Raw genomic sequence first — 18,798 nt, forward strand, 5'->3', positions numbered from 1 at the left:
GACCGGTGGTCGGGGTCTTCAATGCAGTTTGCCCATTGTCTTTTCCACAGGACTGCTTTTATTGTAACCAGACGGGTTGGGCGGATTTGACGCCGAAAAGTCCCGATCTTTGAGATTCGCTGCTACGCCACTGGTGGAGACCAAGTCCCACACTGGCCAAGCAGACCGATTGTGCCCCTTAACGGGGTGATTGAACGCCTGAGCCCGCAGAAAAGCGGGCGAAAGGAATAAATGGGCAGGCAGCGGTTGTTCGCGCCTGTCGGAGAAGAACCGCGATGACGCGCGCGCAACGACTGAGTGTACGGGCAGGGGGCCATAGTGCCAGACCCTGCAGCGCGCCGTCTGAAATCGCCCTGACAAGACACCACCCCAAAAGCACCCATCCTCCTGGACGGGTTAGGACAACGCGTTTGGCGCGGTGCACTAAGGAAACATGGCTAAGAAAATGCTTATCGATGCCACCCACGCGGAAGAAACCCGCGTCGTGGTGGTTGACGGAAACAAGGTCGAGGAATTCGATTTTGAATCCGAAAACAAACGTCAGCTTGCTGGCAACATATATCTAGCAAAAGTTACACGGGTCGAACCCTCGCTGCAGGCAGCTTTTGTTGACTATGGCGGAAATCGCCACGGATTTCTGGCGTTCTCGGAAATTCATCCCGACTATTATCAGATTCCCGTCGCTGATCGCGAAGCTCTGATGGAAGAAGAGCGCGCCTATGCCGAGGCAATGCGTGCGCGTGATGAGGCTGAGGAAACCAAGCCCAAAAGACGCCGTTCGCGCTCGCGCGCCAAGGCTGCCGATATCAAATCGGATGATGCAGTGGAATCGGTCGAAGTCTCGTCCGAACCCACAGGCATGGAAACGATTGACCTGGATGAGAGCGATGAGGCCAATGATCCTTCTGTAGAAGAAGGAACATCTCCGGCCGATCATGTGGCAGAAACTCCGGTAGAAGAGCCGACGGACGAACCGGAGGCGGAAGAAGCAACCGCAGAAACTGAAGACGCGCCTGCGGAAGAAGTCGATCAATCAGATGCTAGCGCTGATCAGGAAGGCACGGACAAAGAAGCCGAGGCGCAGGAAAGCACCGCGACTGAGACGGACGCGGATGACGCGACAAGCGCTGAAGCCAACGCCGAGGACGCCCCTGACGAGGCTGGCGACGACGAAGAAGAAAACACCCGTACGGACGCCACCGCAAAAGACGAGACCATTGAGTCGGTTGCCGACGAAGATGACAGCGAAGACATCCGTCCACCGCGCAAACCGCGCGCGCGCCGGTACAAGATTCAAGAAGTCGTCAAAGTACGCCAGGTTCTGCTTGTGCAGGTCGTCAAGGAAGAGCGTGGCAACAAAGGTGCAGCTCTGACCACTTATTTGTCACTTGCTGGCCGATATTGTGTTTTGATGCCGAACACCGCGCGGGGCGGCGGCATCAGCCGTAAGATTACCAACGCGCCTGATCGCAAAAAGCTTAAGGAAATTGCGGCTGAGATCGACGTCCCGACAGGGGCGGGTCTTATCATTCGGACCGCCGGGGCGAAACGCACCAAATCCGAAATCAAGCGCGATTACGAATATCTGCAACGTATGTGGGAACAGATCCGCGAGCTGACGTTGAAATCCATCGCGCCTGCGAAGATCTATGAAGAAGGCGACCTGATCAAACGGTCGATCCGCGATCTCTATAATCGCGACATCGACGAGGTTCTGGTCGAAGGCGAAGGCGGATATCGCATCGCCAAGGACTTCATGAAAATGATCATGCCGTCGCACGCCAAGAATGTGCAGCGGTACGAAGACGCGCTGCCATTGTTCGCGCGCTATCAGGTGGAAAGCTATCTGGCGGGGATGTTCAACCCGACGGTACAGCTGAGATCGGGTGGCTATATCGTGATCGGCGTGACCGAGGCGCTTGTGGCGGTCGACGTGAACTCGGGTCGGGCAACCAAAGAAGGCTCGATCGAGGAAACGGCCCTGAAGACCAACCTTGAGGCCGCCGAAGAGGTGGCTCGCCAGTTGCGCCTGCGTGATTTGGCCGGTCTGATCGTCATCGATTTTATCGATATGGACGAGCGGAAGAACAACGCCGCTGTCGAAAAACGCCTGAAAGAAAAACTGAAAACAGACCGTGCGCGCATCCAGGTTGGTCGCATATCTGGTTTTGGTCTGATGGAAATGAGCCGACAGCGCCTGCGTCCCGGTATGTTGGAGGCAACGACACAGCCTTGTCCGGCCTGCCATGGTACCGGCCTGATCCGTTCGGATGACAACATGGCGCTGAGCATTCTGCGCCAGATCGAGGAAGAAGGCACGCGCCGTCGCTCACGCGAGGTGCTGGTGCGCTGCCCGGTCAGTATCGCCAACTTCCTGATGAACCAAAAGCGCGAGCATATCGCACAGATTGAGGCGCGCTATGGTCTGTCGGTTCGCATCGAAGGGGATGTGCATCTGGTAAGCCCTGATTTCTCGATGGAGAAGTTCAAGACCGCCAGCCGGATTGTTCCCGAAGCCAGTGCGCCGGTTGTATCGGTTGATGCCACGCTGATGGAAATGGTCGACGCCTCTGAGGAAGAGACCGTCGAAGAAGAAACGCCGCAGGCTGAAGATGAAACCAAACCCAAGCGCAAGCGCCGTCGGCGTCGTCGCAAGAAGGGCAATGGTGGTGCCGAGGGGCAGGATTCTAACGGGCAGGAGGCTGATGAAGATACAGCTGAAGCGTCCGAAGAAGCTGTGGAAGAACCTGCAACAGATGCCGTAGTAGCGGTGGAAGAGACGCAGGAAGAAGCGCCTGCCAAGCCTAAACGCCGCCGGGCTCCGCGTCGCAAGAAGAAGGACGCCGAAGATGCCGAGACGATAACCGAACAGGTCGTCAAAGCTGAACCAGAGGCCAAGGTCGAAGCTGAAACGGAAGCTCCGGCAGAAATCGAAACTGTCGAAGCCGAAGCAGCACCGAAACAGGAAACGGTTTCGGAAACTGCCGTGCCGACAGAAGAAACGCCGGAAGCGGCAGAGCCTGTTCAAGAGGTTGTTGCGGTTGAAGCCACTGAGGAACCAGCAGTAGAAGTCACAGAGCCTGTGCTGGAAGTGGTTGCGGATGAACCGGAAACGCCATCGGAGCCTGCCAAGCCAAAACGGCGCGGTTGGTGGTCGTTGGGCCAATAACTTGAAAAGGCGGGCCTCAGAGCCCGCCTTTTTCTTTGACAAGCCTCAAACGGACTTCTGGATGGTGTAGACCTGGTGCCCGTCAGATTCTTCCTGTGACAGCAAGCGATGTCCACTTTCCATGCAGAAATGTGGAACATCAATGACTGCAGCGGGATCATCCGCCAGCACTTTCAAGACCGCTCCCGCGGGCATTGACTTGAGCCGTTTACGGGCCTTCAGGACGGGCAGAGGGCACAGCAGCCCCAACGCGTCCAGTGTCTCGGTTTGGTTTGACATGTACCTGAGATATTTCCACTTTCAGACGGTGTCCAGCGTGCAACCACGAGGATGTGACCGAATGGCCCCGTGACGCGGACGACTTCATGACATATGTGCTGAAACATGTTCGGAATTGATATCATTGACGCAGGGCTGTTGCCCGCCATGTTCATCGCATTGCTCGGTGGGTTGATCAGCTTTTTATCGCCCTGCGTGCTGCCGATTGTGCCGCCCTATCTCGCCTATATGAGTGGCGTCACGATCAACGAGATGCAGGATGAGGCCCGTGCACGCAGAAAGGCGACACTTTCGGCGCTGTTCTTTGTCATGGGGCTGTCCACGGTGTTTCTGTTGCTTGGCTTCACGGCTTCGGCGTTTGGGGCGTTCGTGCTGCAAAACCAGGTGCTGTTCGCCAAGATCTCAGGCGCGGTGGTCATCGTTTTTGGCCTGCATTTTCTGAACGTCTTCCGCATCCCATTCCTTGACCGCGAGGCCCGGATCGAAGCCGGAGACAGCGGCGGGTCTGTCTTTGGGGCCTATATTCTGGGTCTGGCCTTCGCCTTTGGCTGGACGCCCTGTATCGGCCCGCAATTGGGTGCGATCCTGTCGCTGGCTGCCTCCGAGGCATCCGTCGCACGTGGGACATTGTTGCTGGGCGTCTATGCAGCGGGTCTTGGCATACCTTTCCTGCTCGCCGCGATGTTCCTGAACCGATCCATGTCGGTGATGAACCGAATAAAGCCCCATATGGCACTGATCGAGAGGATCATGGGTGGCCTGTTGCTGTTTGTTGGTATCATGCTGATCACCGGCCTGTTCACTGAGTTCAGCTGGTGGCTGTTGGAAGCCTTCCCGGCGCTGGCAAACTTTGGGTAACCCTCTTATCTGACTTACTTTGGCTGTAATGCTGCGCTAACCTGCGTCGCAGAAGGTAAGACCATGAGCAGTCAGACAAATCAGCCTCGAGTGAAACGGCGTAGGGTATTCTATATTCCCGGATATGACCCGATCCCCCCACGGCGCTATCGCGAGCTTTACCGCAGTGAAAGCGCAAGACAGGCGGCTATTTCAGGGTATGAAATCTCGGTCTCGCCCAAAACCGGAGAGGGCTTGTATGGATGGCACGTCCATTCGGTTCAGGACGGGGCTGAAGTTCACACAGACGTCGAGGTGCTGGTCTGGTCCGACATCGTACGCTCCAGCATGTCGAACTCGATTGCGGCCACCTATCTGCAGATGCTGCGTACGGCATGGATCTATATCTCGACCGGAGTGTTATGGCGCCTGATGCGATTGCGCAAAGGACCGGTGATAGCCGCTCTTTATCCGATCGTGATGCTGATCGCACAGCTTTTGGTCGCAATGGCTGTGGTCATCGGGTTGACAGTTCTGCTTGCGCCGGTCCTGTCTTTGGTGGCGTTGGTTCTGTCTATTGGTGTTGCCTATGTGCTGATGCTGTGGTTCCGGAAAATCGACAACAAGCTGTTCGTCTATTACCTGATGCACGATTACGCCTATTCAGCGGCTTCAGGCGGTAAAACGCCACCTGAATTGGCCGGACGCCTATCGGAGTTCACAAATGCGATTGCCGCAGCTCTTACCGATGAGACGGATGAGGTTCTGATCGTCGGCCACAGTTCCGGTGCTCATCTGGGTGTCACGGTTCTGGCCGATCTGATCCGATCCGGACGGGTGGGCACAGACGGGCCAGAGCTGTCCTTTCTGACATTGGGGCAGGTGGTTCCCATGGTCTCGTTCCTGCCCAACGCATATGATCTGCGCGCGGACCTGAGGTTTCTTTCGAAATGCGAAGACTTGGCTTGGGTCGACATTTCTGCACCCGGGGACGGCTGCGCATTCGCTCTGTGTGATCCTGTCGCTGTAAGCGGGGTCGCGGATGCCGATCAGCGCTGGCCTTTGGTGTTATCTGCCGCGTTTACGCAAACGCTGTCAGCAGAACGGTGGCGCGCCCTGAGGTGGCGGTTTTTCAGACTGCATTTCCAATATCTCTGCGCCTTTGATCACCCGGACAGGTACGATTATTTCCGCGTGACTGCCGGGCCTCTGTCGCTTGGGCATCGGTTCGCCGATCGCAAACCTTCGGGATCCCGGATTGTGCGATCTGTATCCAAGTATGTTTCGGTGCAAGCATGACCCCGCCAAAGCCCACATCGCGGCCAAACAAAGTTTCGCTGTGGCGCTATTTCAGATTGTTTCGCAAGGACATCCTGTCGGCGCAGCCACAGCGATTGTACCGCGCGTGGATGGCCGAGTTTAAGACGCCGTTCTTTCGGTCATATTTGACGAACCAACCAGAGCTTGTTGAAACCGTTCTGAAAAAACGCCCCGATGATTTTCCGAAATCAGACCGTATTGGCGAGGGTCTGCGGCCATTACTGGGAAATTCCGTCTTTCTAACCAATGGTGAAAACTGGAAACGCCAGCGCCGGGTTATCGATCCGGCCTTTGAAGGCGGGCGCCTGAAAGATACCTATCCGGCCATGGTACAGGCGGCCGAGGCCTGCGTCGCACGTTTGCGCGGGCAGGCCGGTTCTGTCATCGAGTGCGAAGAGGTTACCAGTCACGTCGCCGCGGATGTGATCTTTCGAACGCTTTTTTCTGTACCGATTGAAGACCGTGTTGCGTCTCAGGTTTTTGAGAAATTCCGAACCTATCAAAGAGAGCAACCGCTGTTGAATTTGGCGGCGTTTCTGCCTCTGCCCAAATGGATGCCGCGGCTACATTCCAGAAAAACTCGCAAGACCGCGCGTGAAATCAGGATGCTGATCACCGAAATGACCGCTCAACGCGCGAGGATGATTGAGGCCGGGCAGGCGCCGCATGATCTGGCGACAAAGATCATGACAACGGCTGATCCCAAGACCGGCAAGTGTTTTGACACGCAGGAGATGGCTGATCAGGTGGCGATCTTCTTTCTGGCAGGCCACGAGACCAGCGCTTCTTCGTTGGCTTGGGCATTGTACCTTTTGGCGACCCACCCGGATTGGCAGGACAAGCTGGCGGCCGAGGCGCAAGGGCTGGACCTATCCGATTTTACCTCCGTATCGCTGTTGAAGCTCAGCCGCGACGTGTTTCGCGAAACGCTGCGCCTGTACCCTCCGGTCCCGATGATGGTGCGAGAGGCCACATGCCGCGAAAACTTCAGGGGCCGGGCGATTAAACCAGGCTCGCAGATAGTCATCAGCCCATGGCACCTGCATCGGCACGAACGTCTGTGGGCAGACCCCGACGGGTTCGACCCGTCCCGCTGGGCCAAGGGCAATGAGGAAAGTTGTCCCAGAGAGGCTTTCATCCCATTCTCGGCCGGGTCGCGCATTTGCATCGGTGCCGGTTTTGCAATGGTCGAAGGTCCGTTATTGCTGTCGTCACTACTGCGGAAGTTCAGGTTCGAAATCTCGGACATGCCAGAGCCGGTTCCGGTGGCTCATCTGACCGTCAGATCCAAAGATGGAATTTGGTTGCGCCTGGTTGAGCGCTAACAAACTACCATCGGCATGCTCCATGCTGTATGCGGTTGAAAAACGCGGAATCATTTCGAACGGGAAAGTCATATGTCCAAAACACAACAGCGCGAGCAGATGTCCAACGGTGCCGGTTTTATTGCAGCACTGGACCAAAGTGGCGGCTCGACCCCCAAGGCGCTGGCGCTTTATGGGGTAGACGCGTCAGAATACGGCTCGGACGCAGAGATGTTCGGCGAAATCCAGAAGATGCGCGCGCGTATCATTCTGGCGGATGGCTTCACAAACGACAAAGTCATCGGCGCGATCCTGTTCGAACGCACGCTCGGCGAAGAGATTGATGGCCGCAAAGTCGCAGATTTTCTTTGGAACGTAAAAGGCATTGTTCCGTTTCTGAAGATCGACAAGGGCCTCGAGGATGAGGCCGATGGCGTTCAGGTCATGAAACCGATCCCCGGTCTGGCCGACACTTTGGCTAAAGCCGAAGGCGTTTTCGGCACTAAGGAACGTTCCGTGATCCATGAGGCCAACGCCAAAGGCATCGCAAACGTTGTAGCTCAGCAGTTCGATGTGGCGCGTGAAGTCGTTGCCGCCGGGTTGGTTCCGATTGTCGAGCCCGAGGTGAACATCAACTCGACCACCAAAGCCGAAGCCGAAGCAATTCTAAAATCGGAAATCTTGCAGAACCTAGATCAGTTGGATGATGGTCAGGATGTCATGCTTAAGCTTACCATCCCCAGCCAGGCTAATCTGTATGACGATCTGGCTGACCACCCCAGAGTTTTGCGGGTCGTAGCCCTGTCCGGCGGATATTCGACCGAACAAGCCTGTGATCTGCTGGCGCAGAATAGCAAGATGATTGCGTCTTTCTCTCGTGCGCTGACCGAAGGACTGTCGAAAAAGCAGTCAGATGCCGAATTCAATACGGCCCTCGGCAGCAATATCGATAAGATTTCTCGCGCCTCTGCCTAAGCTGCGCTATTTCGGTTTAGTGAAATCGCGGCGCATCTGCGCCGCTTTTTCCCGCATAGAACACTCGGTCGCATGATCGTTTACAAGACCCATGGCCTGCATGAATGCAAAAACCGTGGTCGGGCCCACAAACTTCCATCCCCTCTTTTTAAGGTCTTTGGACATGGCAATAGATTCAGCCGAAGTTGAGGCTGTTTGCGGCGCTGGCGGTGAACTGGCCTCATAGCGCCAGACATAAGCTGCAATCGACCCCTCAGCTGCCACCAGCTCCTGGGCACGCCGGGCGTTGTTGATGACTGCTTCGATCTTTCCGCGATGCCTGACAATGCCTGCATCCAGCAAAAGACGGGTGACATCTGCCTCATCAAACTTCGCTATTGCGTTGTAATCAAAATGTTTAAATGCTTTTCGAAAGTTCTCGCGTTTGGAAAGAATGGTGCGCCAGCTGAGGCCGGACTGAAAGCTTTCAAGGCACAGCTTCTCAAACAAACGCTGATCGTCGCTGACCGGATAGCCCCATTCATTGTCGTGATAGTCGAAAAACTCTGGCGCAGACTGACACCATGCACAACGCGGTTGACCGTCTGGGCCGGTAACTGTTTCGCTCATCACTAAGTTCCCTTTTTGTTCTAGTATGAGCATAGGCATTTTCCAGAGGCCAAATCAAGAACGGAAAGTCAGCCGCGATACCAGTTCAGAATATAAACGCGTATTGCCGAAGCCAATCCAACCTCAGGGTCACGGTTAAAATCAATTTCCGCAGCTAAGGCATTGATTGCCATATCTTTATCAGCTGCAATGGCACGAAAGGATTTCCAAAACTCGTCCTCAAGAGATACCGAGGTTCGATGACCTTTAAGCGTCAATGAGCGTTTGATGGGACGTCCACTCATTTGTCGATCTCGTGCCCATCCAAGTCGCGCCGCGACTTTTCCAGGTGTTTTTTACTTGCGTCTTTCTCGGCTTTGTTGCGCCCGAATGACACGGCGTTCTGGTCGGCGCGGGCCTTTTTCTCGGCCCGCGCTTTGTCTTTTCTGTACCGGTTCAGATTGACCGGGTTAGCCATCAGTCCTTTGGCCCGATCATCTGTTCGGGACGCACAACCGCGTCAAAGGTCTCGGCGTCGACAAAGCCAAGCGCGATGGCCTCTTCCTTGAGGGTGGTGCCATTCTTATGCGCGGTCTTGGCGACGGTCGTGGCGTTGTCATACCCGATGGTTGGGGCAAGGGCGGTGACCAGCATGAGCGATTCCTTCATCAGCTTTTCGATGCGTGGTTCGTTGGCCTGAATGCCCAGCAACATCCGCTCGGTAAAGCTGTCTGTGGCATCACCAAGCAGTTGGATCGACTGCAAAAGATTGTAGGACATCATGGGGTTATAGACATTCAGTTCGAAATGTCCCTGGCTGCCGGCGAATTTGATGGCGGCATCATTGCCCATGACATGGGCTGCGACCTGAGTCAGTGCTTCGGCTTGTGTTGGGTTTACCTTGCCTGGCATGATGGACGATCCGGGCTCATTCTCAGGCAGGATCAATTCGCCCAGACCAGAACGCGGTCCAGATCCCAAAAGTCTGATATCATTTGCAATTTTATAGCAGCTGCCAGCAATGGTCGCCAAAGCACCCGATAGGAAAACCATCGCATCATGGGCGGCCAGCGCCTCGAACTTATTCGGAGCGGTAACAAAGGGCAGGCCGGTGATATCTGCCATGTTCGCAGCGACCGCTTCGCTCCACCCGGATTGAGTGTTCAGGCCAGTACCAACAGCAGTTCCGCCCTGGGCAAGCTCGTAAATTCCCGGCATCGCGGCGTTGACCCGTGCGATACCTTGACGAATTTGATGGGCGTAGCCGCCAAATTCCTGACCCAGTGTCAGCGGCGTGGCATCCTGCGTATGGGTCCGGCCGATCTTGATGATGTCTTTGAATTCTTCGGCCTTCTGCTCCAGCCCCGAGGCCAGCTTTTCCAGACCCGGCAGCAGAACGTCCCGAACGCTCATACCTGTGGCGATATGCATGGCCGTCGGGAACGTGTCGTTCGAGGACTGGCCCATGTTGCAATGATCGTTCGGATGAACCGGGTCTTTTGTGCCGATTGTACCACCCAGGATTTCGATAGCCCGGTTCGCAATAACCTCGTTCGAGTTCATGTTCGACTGGGTGCCGGATCCTGTTTGCCAGACGACCAGCGGAAAGTTGTCGTCGAACTTACCTTCAAAAACCTCACCCGCGGCCTGAATCACCGCATCCGCAATCCGCGCGTCCAGTTTCCCTGTCGACTTGTTCTGCATGGCGCAGGCTTTTTTGATCACACCCAATGCCCGCACGATGGCCACAGGCTGTTTTTCCCATCCGATCGGGAAGTTCATAATCGAACGCTGGGTCTGTGCACCCCAATATTTGTCTGCGGGAACTTCCAACGGGCCAAAGCTGTCGGATTCGGTGCGGGTTTGAGACATCGGTCACTCCGTCATGTATACCATTGCATGCCAATTACAGTCAGCAGCGTCGCGGTGCAATCGGCCAGTTGCGCGCACCATAAACTTATGCCTGACAAAGGTATAGGCGCAGAGCTGCGTCATTTTTCTCGTCGCATTCGCCATCACCACCATTGTACGCGCCGGTGGGTGAGCTACTATAGAGTCAGAGCACGCCGGAGGCCGCAATGCGTCTGAATCACCCGACCACATGCCTGAAATTCATTATATATTCCTTTGCCACCGTTCTGTGGGCCTCCTTGGCGGTAAATCCGCTTCATGCGGCAGATATTGAGCCCTTTGTTGGCAGCTACGTTGGGTCTGCCAATGTTGTCGATGCAAACGGGACCGAAACACCTCGTGATATGAGTGTGTCAATCCAGGAATTGAAGAACGGGTTCAATGTTAGTTGGAAGACGACAACTTACAAACTGAATGGCCGCGTCAAGGAACAGGCATTCTCGATTGATTTTCAGACCTCGGACAGATCGGACATCTTTTCCGCGGCCATGAAGCGCAATGTATTCGGCCATGAAGTTCCGCTTGACCCGATGCAGGGGGAACCGTTCGTCTGGGGCCGGATTGAGGGTCAAACTTTGACCGTGTTTTCGTTGTTCATTGCAGAAAATGGCGGCTATGAGCTGCAGCAATATGACAGAACGCTGGCTGAAGGCGGTCTGAACCTGTCATTTTCCCGTTTCCGCAACGGTACCAAATCACGTTCCGTAGAGACGTTCCTGACGAAAGAGTAAGCCCCGCGAACCGCGAGGCTTTCCAGCGCATATACTATTTTCTGAAGCTGTCCAGCGACACGACATCAGCGTCATGCTGTTGCGGTTCTTCTTCGACCTCGATTATCTCATCGTCCATCGGATCAAAGTCATCCTCTTCATCCGGGCTTTCAAAACGCAGGCCAAATTCCACAGAGGGGTCGACAAATGTTTTGATCGAGGCATAGGGGATGTACAAAGGTTCCGGCGCGTCGCCAAAGTTGAGCGTGATGGCAAATCCGCTTTCGCCGACCTCAAGATTTTCGAACCAATGCTGCATCACGACAGTCATCTCTTCCGGATAACGATCATGCAGCCAGTCGGCAATTTCCACGCCGTCACACCTGGTATCAAAGGTAATGAAAAAGTGGTGCGCACCCGGCAGGCCATTTTCTGAAACGCTGGTCAGAACCGTCTTGATCAACCCGCGCATGGCGGTGTGCATCAGGTTCCCATAGTCGATGTCTTGCGACATGTGTCATCCTCAAAAGTGGCTTCCCTCAGCATAAGGGATTCCTTTGGAAACGAAAGGCCGGTTACACGCTGACTGTTCAGAGAAAAAACAGGCCGGTGCCAGCAGCTAGCATAACCATTAGCGTAAGTGCCATGCCGAATTTAAGTTTAAAAATCAACGCTCCGGCGAAGACAGTCAGCACAGCAGCTTTCACATCCAATGAGGTCAATTCAGGCCAGGGCAGGCTGATTGGTCCAAAGGTTTTATTTGGCAGTTCTGAAAACAGCACATTCAGGGCAAACCACACGGATAGGTTGAGAATCACCCCAACCACAGCAGAGGTAATACCTTGCAGGGCCGCCGATAACCGGGGCCGCGCAGCGATGTGGTCAAGATAGGGGGCTGTGAGGAATATCCACAGAAAGCAGGGAACGAATGTTGCCCAAAGTGCAACGATACCTGCGGCGATGGCCAGCATCGATCCGCCCGAGATCTGACCGGTCAGCATAGCGACAAATTGTGTTACCAAAATCAAAGGCCCCGGTGTCGTTTCCGCCAGACCAAGCGCGTCGATCATCTGATCTGTGGATATCCAGTTATACTGATCCACAACGGTCTGCGTCATGTAGGCTAGAACAGCGTAGGCCCCGCCAAATGTCACAACTGCGAGGCGGGCAAAGAACCAGCCAAGATCGCTGAGAAGTTTCTGACCAGAAAGACTTAACAGCCACAACGGGCCAAGCCACAGAACCAACCAGATCGACGCGTTCCGCAGCACTTCGCTTAGGCGCGGGGTGGGGGTGTCGACCGGTCGGGCGGCGACGCCGTTGAAGCTCAGATACCCCCAAAGGGCTGCCGCCGCGATGATCGCGGGGAAGGGGAGGTCGAACAGAAAGATTGCCAGAAACGCGAGGCCCGAGATCGCACGATGTGAGACGTCCGACAGCGCTTTGCGGGACAGGTTTCGCAGGGCCTGTAGCACGATGATGATCACCGTAGCTTTGACGCCGAGAAACGCGGCCTGCACCAGAGGAAGCGCGCCATAGGCCGCGTATAGTGCCACCAATGCTGAGATAATGATCGCACCGGGCAGAACAAACAGGCTGCCTGCGATCATACCGCCCGAGACGCCGCGCAGACGCCAGCCGGAATAGGTTGCAAGCTGCATCGCCTCGGGGCCGGGCAGCAACATGCACAGCGACAGAGCCCGAAGATAGGTTTCTTCGTCCAGCCAGGGACGCCTTTCGACGAGTTCCTGATGCATCAATGATATCTGGGCTGCCGGGCCGCCGAAGGACAGCAATCCAATGCGGCCGAACACTCGGATGAGTTCAGGATATGTTGGTGTGCTCATTTCTCGACTGCCGGCCAATCATGTTTCTCATCAAACCCGTCGCGGGCCCAGAGATACAAGGCATCGTACAGATGCATCCCGGCCTCGATGGCCTGATGGTCGTCTTTATATAGGCGCGATAGCCCCACCGAGACCGCAAGAAGCCCGGCTGCTTCGGGCGCCAGATCATGCCTGTTCGTATCCGCGGCCCGGACAACTGTCGCAAGCCTGTTCATTGCGGGCGTAGCAAGCTGGAAATCTTTTACCAAAGCATCAAATGTGCAGTTATCCCCACGATGGCTCCAGCGGACGCCCTCAACATCGAACGGGGTGGCGTTAAAGACTTCGGATACCTTTGCCACTTCGGATGGGGCAACAAACAGAAAACGTGCGTTGGGGTCGATGAAACGCCGGATCAACCAGGGGCAAGCAATGCGATCAATCTTAGGCCGATGGCGCGTTACCCAGAGTGAAGGAGACGCTGGTATATCTGCAAATGGGATGCGCGGTGCATCGGGCGTCTCGCGCCAAGCATACATGCCGCCTTCCAGATACTCAGCGGCTACGCCTTCACTCCTCAGCCAGGAAACAACGGCCTGACTCAGCTTTTTGCCCTTTTGGCAAATGATGATGCAGGGGCGGTTAGCGATGAGCCCCTTCAGCCCATCCAGATCCTTCGCCGGATGACGAACCGAGCCCGGTATCAGATAAGGGTCCTGTTCAAAATCGGTGTCAGTGCAGATGTCCACTAGAACAGGCGCCCGGGACGTTCCGATCAGACGTAACAGTTGTTTCGGTGTGATAGCATTAGGCGCAGGCATGGCATGTCTCCTGTGATCGACGGATACATGCGAAACTTGGGCTGTCGCCTCACGGGGCGTTCGCAATCTTACCCCATAGGCTTTGCTACCGCGACAGGCCGGTCGGGGTCAAGATTGCGAGCCCATTTCCTAGGCCCAGTCCAGCCGTTGACCAGTCATGCATACGGGCAGGGTGTCCTTGGGAAACTGACCAAGCTGTTCAAATAGGGAAATGAAGTCAAACTGATTATACGCCTCGACGATACGACCTTCTTTAATGCGGCCAATCATACTGCCAGAGGCCTGCAGTGGTGCGCCGTTATCGGCGCGTGTTGTGCTGACCTGCAATATCGCCGATACCCAATCGCCATTTTCGATGATTTTGGGCAGCTCAACATGGATATCTCCCAGAATGTGGCGAAACGCCATGACCAGATCCCGAAAATCATCGGCCCCCACCTGCATTTCCGGAATCAGTCCTTCGGCTGTTGTTTCCGGCGCGAAATACCGATCAATCGCATCGGTATTTCCGTTTTCCCAAACCTCTGAATACCATTCTCTGAGTATATCTGCGTGTGACATCCCAGCTCTCCTTTTCCTCACGGGCCGAGCATGACGCGAATGAGTGAACAAACTCTGAACGTGAACACAGACAGGGTTAAACAGCAGACATTTAAGGGAAAATGCAGGTTTCTGTTGCCAGGTACCTGCGAACCCCGCCTTACGCTGCTAGGCGCAAGGGCTTAAGTTTCGGTCTTGCTACTGCTTACGCAGCAACTGCAACCGGAGCACGATTGTCATTTGCAATTGTACTGTTTGGGCCGGTACGGTGGCACCCCGCCGAGACAAAGCTAACCCCTTTAGACGTTCGTCGATCCTATTTCGGCCCCGCGATCCTCAAATGAAGGATGTTGGTGGAGCCGCCGGGTACCGCCCCCGGGTCCGATCCGCTTATTACGAGCGCGTTTATGTCCATAGTCCCGAAGGACATCCCTTATATAGGTGAGCCACATGGGGAAAGCAAACCCCATACTTCAACGAAAAGACGGATTATATAATAACGCCTTAGCTTGGTCGGTTAATGTTTGCCAATATCAGCCACAGCGCCAATATCAGCTCGATTCCCCCAAATGTCATCGCTTTGATCAAAGGGGGGTGATCCAGAATGACGGAAACAAACCGGCCCAAGGCTGCGCCGGCATAAACAACGCCCAACATCGCATAGGCCATGGGAGTGTTCAGCCAAATGACCGCAATTCCGGTGACAACAAAAAGTCCACCGACCGAAGCTCGCATTTCGCTTAGACCCATCGTGCTGTTCGTGGGTGCCAGATCCAGCGAGGCCGCGGTCCAGGCGGGCGCGAGAAACCCAAAGAGGCCGAAACCGATTGTCAGAACCGCCGCTGCAACATTCAAAATCGACGTCATTGTACCCTCATTCGGTTGGTTTGCGCCGCTGTTTGGCAACGTCCAGGGCAAGCTTACGGGTATAAGCTTCGAGATCCACCAGTGCTGAATCTACCGCAGCAGCGTCCCGCCGATCCAAAGCATCGGCAATCTGGTTGTGCAACACGATGATCTCTTCTCGGGACCGCGCCGTAAACGTGATCATGTTCATCAAAGGCTGCATCGCCTCGACGGCGCCGGCCAGTTGATAGGACAACACCGGATTGCCGGCCCCATCGACCAATGCCCGGTGAAAGGTCACATCCGAGGCGCAAAAGGCTTCGTCTGTCAGCCCGGGTTGAGCCTGCCGAAATATCTCGGCACGCATCGTCGCCAGATGATCCGCCGTCCTGCGTTCGGCTGACAAAGTAGCGCAGGCGCGTTCCAGCGAATACCGAGCCTCGCAAGCCGTTTCAAAACTGACCGCATTCATGGACAGCAGCAACGTGGATGTGGTGATCTGTTGGGAATACGCATCCTGATAGCTCAGCCGGTTGACAAATGCGCCGCCAGTCGCGCCACGTTGGGTGCGGATCAGGGACTGTGCCGCAAGGCGTTTAAGGGCCTCACGCACGGTTGGTCGGGACACCTGAAACTGGTCGGACAGTTCCGCTTCAGAAGGCAGGCGTTCATCGACAATCAACCGACCTGAAATGATTGCATCGCGGATTGATTGGGCGATCTGAACCGAAAGATCAGCGGGTTTCTTGGGGTCGATTTTCATTTTGAGCAGGACCGCAGGCAAAATTTCATTTGTCTGACATTTAAAAGTCTGACATTTGAATTGCAAGGACTGAGTCGGGAGGGACAAGTGAATCGCGCGGTTCTACGAAATGGATTTTGGTTGGGATTCTACGCTCTGATCCTGTGGGCGTGGTGGATGATGTTCGTGATGAACCGCGCCATGGATCTGGACTGGATCGGTCGTCCCGGAGCAATGGGGCAGGCGATGCGCGCAATGGATCCCAGGATGGACATGTATATGCCCATGGCAGAGTTCGGCCCGCTGTTTTGGATGTGGGCCATCATGATGGCTGCGATGATGTTGCCGACCATTATTCCAACTTTGCGCAGCTATGATGATCTGATCCGCAGTGCAAACGGGACGCGGTCCGGCTGGATTGGTGTCTTGGTGGGTTATTTCGTGGTCTGGGTCGGGTTTGCCGCGCTCATTACCGGGGTGCAGTTGGTTTTGCTGTTTGGTGGTGTTGTAGACATGCTGGGCATTGCGAAATCCGGGTTTGTTGCGGGCGGGTTGATGATTGCCGTCGGCGCCTTTCAGTTCACCCGCGCCAAAGAGCTGTGCCATGGGGTCTGCCATGCGCCGATGACCTACTTTCTTAGCCACTGGAAAACCGGGTTCGCGGGTGGATTTCGCATGGGGCTTGGACTTGGCGCATTTTGCGTTGGATGCTGTTGGGGCTTTATGGCGCTCGGCTTTGTGGGAGGCGTCATGAGCCTGCTGTGGATGGGTCTAGCTACCTTTTTCATGGTTCTCGAAAAACTACCCCAGATCGGTCACGTGATTACACGACCGCTGGGATTTGCTCTTATCGCGGGCGGCTGTGCCTTGCTCGTGTACCCCTTTATCTATGGAGGATAAGCTATTGGCTAAGAACAAAAAACCAGAGGCAGATCGCCTGCCGATCAGCCAACGTATCGACAGCCGCATGCCCAACCCCAAGCGGCGTGAGATGAGCCCGACGAATTGGGCGATCAAAGGAGAGCTGATCCTTAACTGCTCGTGCGATCTGTTCTGCCCCTGTGTCGTATCGCTGGGCGCGCATCCTCCGACCGAGGGTCATTGTCATGCCTGGATGGGAATTGTCATCGATGAAGGCCATTTCGAGGGCGAGGACCTGTCGGGCCTCAATGTTGGCCTTCTGGTCGATATTCCGGGTCGCATGGGTGAGGGGCAGTGGAAAGTTGCCGCCTATGTCGACGAACGGGCCAGCGGTAAGGCCTATAACGGGTTGCTCCAGATATTCAGCGGTCAGGCCGGGGGCACGACCGGCTTGTTTACCATGCTGGTCAGCGAAATTATCGGGGCCGAACGTGCTCCGGTTCAGATCGAACGCGACGGGACCAAGCGCCGCATCATGATTGGTCGGAAAATCCAGGGCGAAATCGAGATGTTGGCGGGCAAAGACCCTGAGCATCCGGTGATGGTCTCAAACTCGAAATACTGGATGGGACCGGACATTATCGTGGCGCGCGGCACCAAATCCAAGGTCCGCGATTACGGTCGGGTCTGGGATTTCGGTGGAAAATCCGCAGAAATTTGTCCAATCGACTGGCAGGGGCCGAAATAATACGTAATCACAAAGGATTACGTGCAATACGTGATCCAAATTTTTAATCGCCAGACACGCCATCGCGGCCTGTTGCACCAGATTCTGACGGGACCGCAGGCTTCGAATTGTGATCTGGCATTATGCCCGAGGAGGCTTAAGTGGCCAATATTTCCTTCTCTCGCCGGTTGCGGCGCACACCTTTTTCTGAAGGGGTCGAAGCCGCAGGCGTAAAGGCATTCACGGTTTATAACCGGATGCTATTGCCAACTGTATTCGACAGCGTCGAGGCTGATTACCGGCACTTAAAAAAGCATGTGCAGGTCTGGGATGTCTCGTGTGAGCGACAGGTCGAACTCAGAGGTCCCGACGCGGCACGCCTTATGCAAATGCTGACGCCACGCGATTTGAGAGGCATGTTGCCCGGCCAATGCTATTACGTCCCTATCGTTGATGAGACCGGAGGCATGTTGAATGATCCGGTTGCGGTGAAACTGTCCGAGGACCGCTGGTGGATCTCAATCGCGGATAGCGATTTGTTGTTATGGGTCAAAGGAATCGCGAACGGCTATCGGCTGGATGTTCTGGTGGATGAGCCAGACGTCTCACCCTTGGCGGTACAGGGGCCCATGGCGGATGAACTGATGTCTCGTGTATTTGGCGAGCGCGTCAAAGACATCCGGTTTTTCAAGTTCGACATGTTCGAGTTTGCGGGCCGCGATCTGGCCATCGCCAGGTCAGGGTATTCAAAGCAGGGCGGGTTCGAGATTTATGTCGAGGGCAGCGATATCGGAATGACGCTGTGGAATGCGCTGTTTTCGGCAGGCGAGGATTTGAACGTACGCGCAGGTTGTCCCAACCTGATCGAACGCATTGAGGCTGGGTTGCTGTCCTACGGAAACGATATGACCGACGACAACACCCCACATGAATGTGGCCTGGGCAAGTTCTGTAACACACACACGGCGATTGGGTGCATTGGCCGGGACGCGTTGTTGCGGGTCGCAAAAGAAGGGCCGATCCAGCAAATCCGTCCGATTGAAATCGCTGGGCCGGCGGTGGGGGCCTGCGTTGCTCCTTGGTCGGTTTACGCGCAGGGGAAACGGGTCGGTCAAATCACTTCTGCCGCTTGGTCTCCGGATTTCAACACCAATGTTTCCATTGGGATGCTCAAGCTCAGCCATTGGGACGAAGGCACGAAGATAGAGGTCGAAACGCCCGACGGTATGCGTGAGGCGACTGTACGGGAAAAATTCTGGGTCTGATCGAAAACACCGCATCGGGTTCAGAAACAGGTTATTACACGGGGTCGGGGCTTTACTCTGACGTCCAAAACAGGAGG

20 protein-coding genes and 1 other RNA gene are annotated in these 18,798 nt (G+C 55.4%); 9 read left to right on the plus strand and 12 right to left on the minus strand.

Going from position 1 to position 18,798, the window contains the following annotated elements; all coding sequences use genetic code 11:
* Positions 1 to 433: 433 nt before the first annotated feature.
* Complete coding sequence (locus AC2FIM_RS02000; RefSeq protein ID WP_142633959.1) at positions 434 to 3,169, plus strand: Rne/Rng family ribonuclease; 2,736 nt, start codon at positions 434 to 436, stop codon at positions 3,167 to 3,169.
* Positions 3,170 to 3,214: 45 nt separating this feature from the next.
* Here AC2FIM_RS02000 and AC2FIM_RS02005 read toward each other — a convergent pair whose 3' ends face one another.
* Positions 3,215 to 3,448, minus strand: coding sequence for a sulfurtransferase TusA family protein (locus tag AC2FIM_RS02005; protein ID WP_271946987.1), 234 nt, complete (start codon positions 3,446 to 3,448; stop codon positions 3,215 to 3,217).
* Between the two features lie 105 nt (positions 3,449 to 3,553).
* Between AC2FIM_RS02005 and AC2FIM_RS02010 the strand changes: the two genes are divergently transcribed.
* The 4 genes from AC2FIM_RS02010 to AC2FIM_RS02025 all read left to right on the plus strand — a co-directional run bounded on the left by AC2FIM_RS02010 (position 3,554) and on the right by AC2FIM_RS02025 (position 7,884).
* A complete protein-coding gene (locus tag AC2FIM_RS02010) occupies positions 3,554 to 4,306 on the plus strand; it encodes a cytochrome c biogenesis CcdA family protein (protein ID WP_271946989.1) in 753 nt (250 codons plus the stop codon).
* Positions 4,307 to 4,369: 63 nt separating this feature from the next.
* Positions 4,370 to 5,584: a hypothetical protein gene (locus tag AC2FIM_RS02015; RefSeq protein ID WP_271946991.1), complete on the plus strand. Its 1,215-nt coding sequence runs from the start codon at positions 4,370 to 4,372 to the stop codon at positions 5,582 to 5,584.
* Positions 5,581 to 6,930: a cytochrome P450 gene (locus tag AC2FIM_RS02020; protein ID WP_496675470.1), complete on the plus strand. Its 1,350-nt coding sequence runs from the start codon at positions 5,581 to 5,583 to the stop codon at positions 6,928 to 6,930. Before AC2FIM_RS02015 ends, AC2FIM_RS02020 begins: the two co-directional genes overlap by 4 nt.
* Before the next feature lie 72 nt (positions 6,931 to 7,002).
* Positions 7,003 to 7,884, plus strand: coding sequence for a fructose bisphosphate aldolase (locus AC2FIM_RS02025; RefSeq protein WP_281972141.1), 882 nt, complete (start codon positions 7,003 to 7,005; stop codon positions 7,882 to 7,884).
* A gap of 6 nt (positions 7,885 to 7,890) precedes the next feature.
* Here the strand turns inward: AC2FIM_RS02025 and AC2FIM_RS02030 are convergent, their stop codons facing one another.
* From AC2FIM_RS02030 to fumC, 4 genes are all read right to left on the minus strand, one after another.
* The gene (locus tag AC2FIM_RS02030; RefSeq protein ID WP_496675474.1) at positions 7,891 to 8,493 is read right to left on the minus strand and encodes a DNA-3-methyladenine glycosylase I; all 603 of its coding nucleotides are present in this window, start codon (positions 8,491 to 8,493) and stop codon (positions 7,891 to 7,893) included.
* Between the two features lie 68 nt (positions 8,494 to 8,561).
* Positions 8,562 to 8,777 (minus strand): ribbon-helix-helix domain-containing protein, encoded by a 216-nt coding sequence (locus AC2FIM_RS02035; protein WP_142633946.1) that lies wholly within the window; start codon positions 8,775 to 8,777, stop codon positions 8,562 to 8,564.
* Positions 8,774 to 8,950: a DUF4169 family protein gene (locus AC2FIM_RS02040; protein WP_496675477.1), complete on the minus strand. Its 177-nt coding sequence runs from the start codon at positions 8,948 to 8,950 to the stop codon at positions 8,774 to 8,776. The genes AC2FIM_RS02035 and AC2FIM_RS02040 overlap by 4 nt, the downstream gene beginning before the upstream one ends.
* Positions 8,950 to 10,344: a class II fumarate hydratase gene (fumC, locus tag AC2FIM_RS02045; RefSeq protein WP_142633942.1), complete on the minus strand. Its 1,395-nt coding sequence runs from the start codon at positions 10,342 to 10,344 to the stop codon at positions 8,950 to 8,952. Before fumC ends, AC2FIM_RS02040 begins: the two co-directional genes overlap by 1 nt.
* 206 nt (positions 10,345 to 10,550) lie before the next feature.
* On the opposite strand from fumC, the gene AC2FIM_RS02050 reads away from it, so the two are divergent.
* Positions 10,551 to 11,114 carry a hypothetical protein gene (locus tag AC2FIM_RS02050; protein ID WP_281972138.1) on the plus strand — a complete coding sequence of 188 codons (564 nt, stop codon included), beginning with the start codon at positions 10,551 to 10,553 and terminating at the stop codon, positions 11,112 to 11,114.
* A gap of 34 nt (positions 11,115 to 11,148) precedes the next feature.
* Here the strand turns inward: AC2FIM_RS02050 and AC2FIM_RS02055 are convergent, their stop codons facing one another.
* From AC2FIM_RS02055 to AC2FIM_RS02085, 7 genes are all read right to left on the minus strand, one after another.
* A complete protein-coding gene (locus AC2FIM_RS02055) occupies positions 11,149 to 11,607 on the minus strand; it encodes an SspB family protein (RefSeq protein WP_281972137.1) in 459 nt (152 codons plus the stop codon).
* A gap of 76 nt (positions 11,608 to 11,683) precedes the next feature.
* Positions 11,684 to 12,940, minus strand: a complete 1,257-nt coding sequence (gene chrA / locus AC2FIM_RS02060) for a chromate efflux transporter (RefSeq protein WP_281994651.1) — start codon at positions 12,938 to 12,940, stop codon at positions 11,684 to 11,686.
* Complete coding sequence (locus tag AC2FIM_RS02065) at positions 12,937 to 13,740, minus strand: chromate resistance protein ChrB domain-containing protein (protein ID WP_496675492.1); 804 nt, start codon at positions 13,738 to 13,740, stop codon at positions 12,937 to 12,939. Before AC2FIM_RS02065 ends, chrA begins: the two co-directional genes overlap by 4 nt.
* Positions 13,741 to 13,869: 129 nt before the next feature.
* Positions 13,870 to 14,301, minus strand: a complete 432-nt coding sequence (locus tag AC2FIM_RS02070) for an ester cyclase (RefSeq protein WP_142633933.1) — start codon at positions 14,299 to 14,301, stop codon at positions 13,870 to 13,872.
* Positions 14,302 to 14,401: 100 nt separating this feature from the next.
* Positions 14,402 to 14,747, minus strand: a transfer-messenger RNA (tmRNA) gene (gene ssrA, locus AC2FIM_RS02075).
* A gap of 37 nt (positions 14,748 to 14,784) precedes the next feature.
* Entirely contained in the window at positions 14,785 to 15,147 is a 363-nt protein-coding gene (locus tag AC2FIM_RS02080; RefSeq protein WP_271947018.1) for a DUF4345 family protein, read from the minus strand.
* A 7-nt stretch (positions 15,148 to 15,154) separates the two neighbouring features.
* A complete protein-coding gene (locus AC2FIM_RS02085; RefSeq protein ID WP_142633929.1) occupies positions 15,155 to 15,889 on the minus strand; it encodes a FadR/GntR family transcriptional regulator in 735 nt (244 codons plus the stop codon).
* Positions 15,890 to 16,045: 156 nt separating this feature from the next.
* On the opposite strand from AC2FIM_RS02085, the gene AC2FIM_RS02090 reads away from it, so the two are divergent.
* The 3 genes from AC2FIM_RS02090 to AC2FIM_RS02100 all read left to right on the plus strand — a co-directional run bounded on the left by AC2FIM_RS02090 (position 16,046) and on the right by AC2FIM_RS02100 (position 18,721).
* The gene (locus tag AC2FIM_RS02090) at positions 16,046 to 16,768 is read left to right on the plus strand and encodes a DUF2182 domain-containing protein (RefSeq protein WP_416383909.1); all 723 of its coding nucleotides are present in this window, start codon (positions 16,046 to 16,048) and stop codon (positions 16,766 to 16,768) included.
* 4 nt (positions 16,769 to 16,772) lie between these two features.
* Positions 16,773 to 17,477: a DUF1326 domain-containing protein gene (locus AC2FIM_RS02095; protein WP_142633927.1), complete on the plus strand. Its 705-nt coding sequence runs from the start codon at positions 16,773 to 16,775 to the stop codon at positions 17,475 to 17,477.
* A 140-nt stretch (positions 17,478 to 17,617) separates the two neighbouring features.
* Positions 17,618 to 18,721: a dimethylsulfoniopropionate demethylase gene (locus AC2FIM_RS02100; protein ID WP_271947026.1), complete on the plus strand. Its 1,104-nt coding sequence runs from the start codon at positions 17,618 to 17,620 to the stop codon at positions 18,719 to 18,721.
* Positions 18,722 to 18,798 lie beyond the last annotated feature (77 nt).

Source organism: Ruegeria sp. CDSC052 (assembly GCF_059610685.1).

What these genes read in the sequence shown, in the direction of transcription:
- AC2FIM_RS02080 (WP_271947018.1), bottom strand. Translation starts at nt 15,147, where the DNA reads ATGACGTCGATTTTGAATGTTGCAGCGGCGGTTCTGACAATCGGTTTC.
- AC2FIM_RS02065 (WP_496675492.1), bottom strand. Translation starts at nt 13,740, where the DNA reads ATGCCTGCGCCTAATGCTATCACACCGAAACAACTGTTACGTCTGATC.
- AC2FIM_RS02025 (WP_281972141.1), top strand. Translation starts at nt 7,003, where the DNA reads ATGTCCAAAACACAACAGCGCGAGCAGATGTCCAACGGTGCCGGTTTT.
- AC2FIM_RS02000 (WP_142633959.1), top strand. Translation starts at nt 434, where the DNA reads ATGGCTAAGAAAATGCTTATCGATGCCACCCACGCGGAAGAAACCCGC.
- AC2FIM_RS02040 (WP_496675477.1), bottom strand. Translation starts at nt 8,950, where the DNA reads ATGGCTAACCCGGTCAATCTGAACCGGTACAGAAAAGACAAAGCGCGG.
- AC2FIM_RS02020 (WP_496675470.1), top strand. Translation starts at nt 5,581, where the DNA reads ATGACCCCGCCAAAGCCCACATCGCGGCCAAACAAAGTTTCGCTGTGG.
- AC2FIM_RS02070 (WP_142633933.1), bottom strand. Translation starts at nt 14,301, where the DNA reads ATGTCACACGCAGATATACTCAGAGAATGGTATTCAGAGGTTTGGGAA.
- fumC (WP_142633942.1), bottom strand. Translation starts at nt 10,344, where the DNA reads ATGTCTCAAACCCGCACCGAATCCGACAGCTTTGGCCCGTTGGAAGTT.
- chrA (WP_281994651.1), bottom strand. Translation starts at nt 12,940, where the DNA reads ATGAGCACACCAACATATCCTGAACTCATCCGAGTGTTCGGCCGCATT.
- AC2FIM_RS02035 (WP_142633946.1), bottom strand. Translation starts at nt 8,777, where the DNA reads ATGAGTGGACGTCCCATCAAACGCTCATTGACGCTTAAAGGTCATCGA.
- AC2FIM_RS02050 (WP_281972138.1), top strand. Translation starts at nt 10,551, where the DNA reads ATGCGTCTGAATCACCCGACCACATGCCTGAAATTCATTATATATTCC.
- AC2FIM_RS02055 (WP_281972137.1), bottom strand. Translation starts at nt 11,607, where the DNA reads ATGTCGCAAGACATCGACTATGGGAACCTGATGCACACCGCCATGCGC.
- AC2FIM_RS02015 (WP_271946991.1), top strand. Translation starts at nt 4,370, where the DNA reads ATGAGCAGTCAGACAAATCAGCCTCGAGTGAAACGGCGTAGGGTATTC.
- AC2FIM_RS02085 (WP_142633929.1), bottom strand. Translation starts at nt 15,889, where the DNA reads ATGAAAATCGACCCCAAGAAACCCGCTGATCTTTCGGTTCAGATCGCC.
- AC2FIM_RS02090 (WP_416383909.1), top strand. Translation starts at nt 16,046, where the DNA reads ATGATGTTCGTGATGAACCGCGCCATGGATCTGGACTGGATCGGTCGT.
- AC2FIM_RS02005 (WP_271946987.1), bottom strand. Translation starts at nt 3,448, where the DNA reads ATGTCAAACCAAACCGAGACACTGGACGCGTTGGGGCTGCTGTGCCCT.
- AC2FIM_RS02010 (WP_271946989.1), top strand. Translation starts at nt 3,554, where the DNA reads ATGTTCGGAATTGATATCATTGACGCAGGGCTGTTGCCCGCCATGTTC.
- AC2FIM_RS02030 (WP_496675474.1), bottom strand. Translation starts at nt 8,493, where the DNA reads ATGAGCGAAACAGTTACCGGCCCAGACGGTCAACCGCGTTGTGCATGG.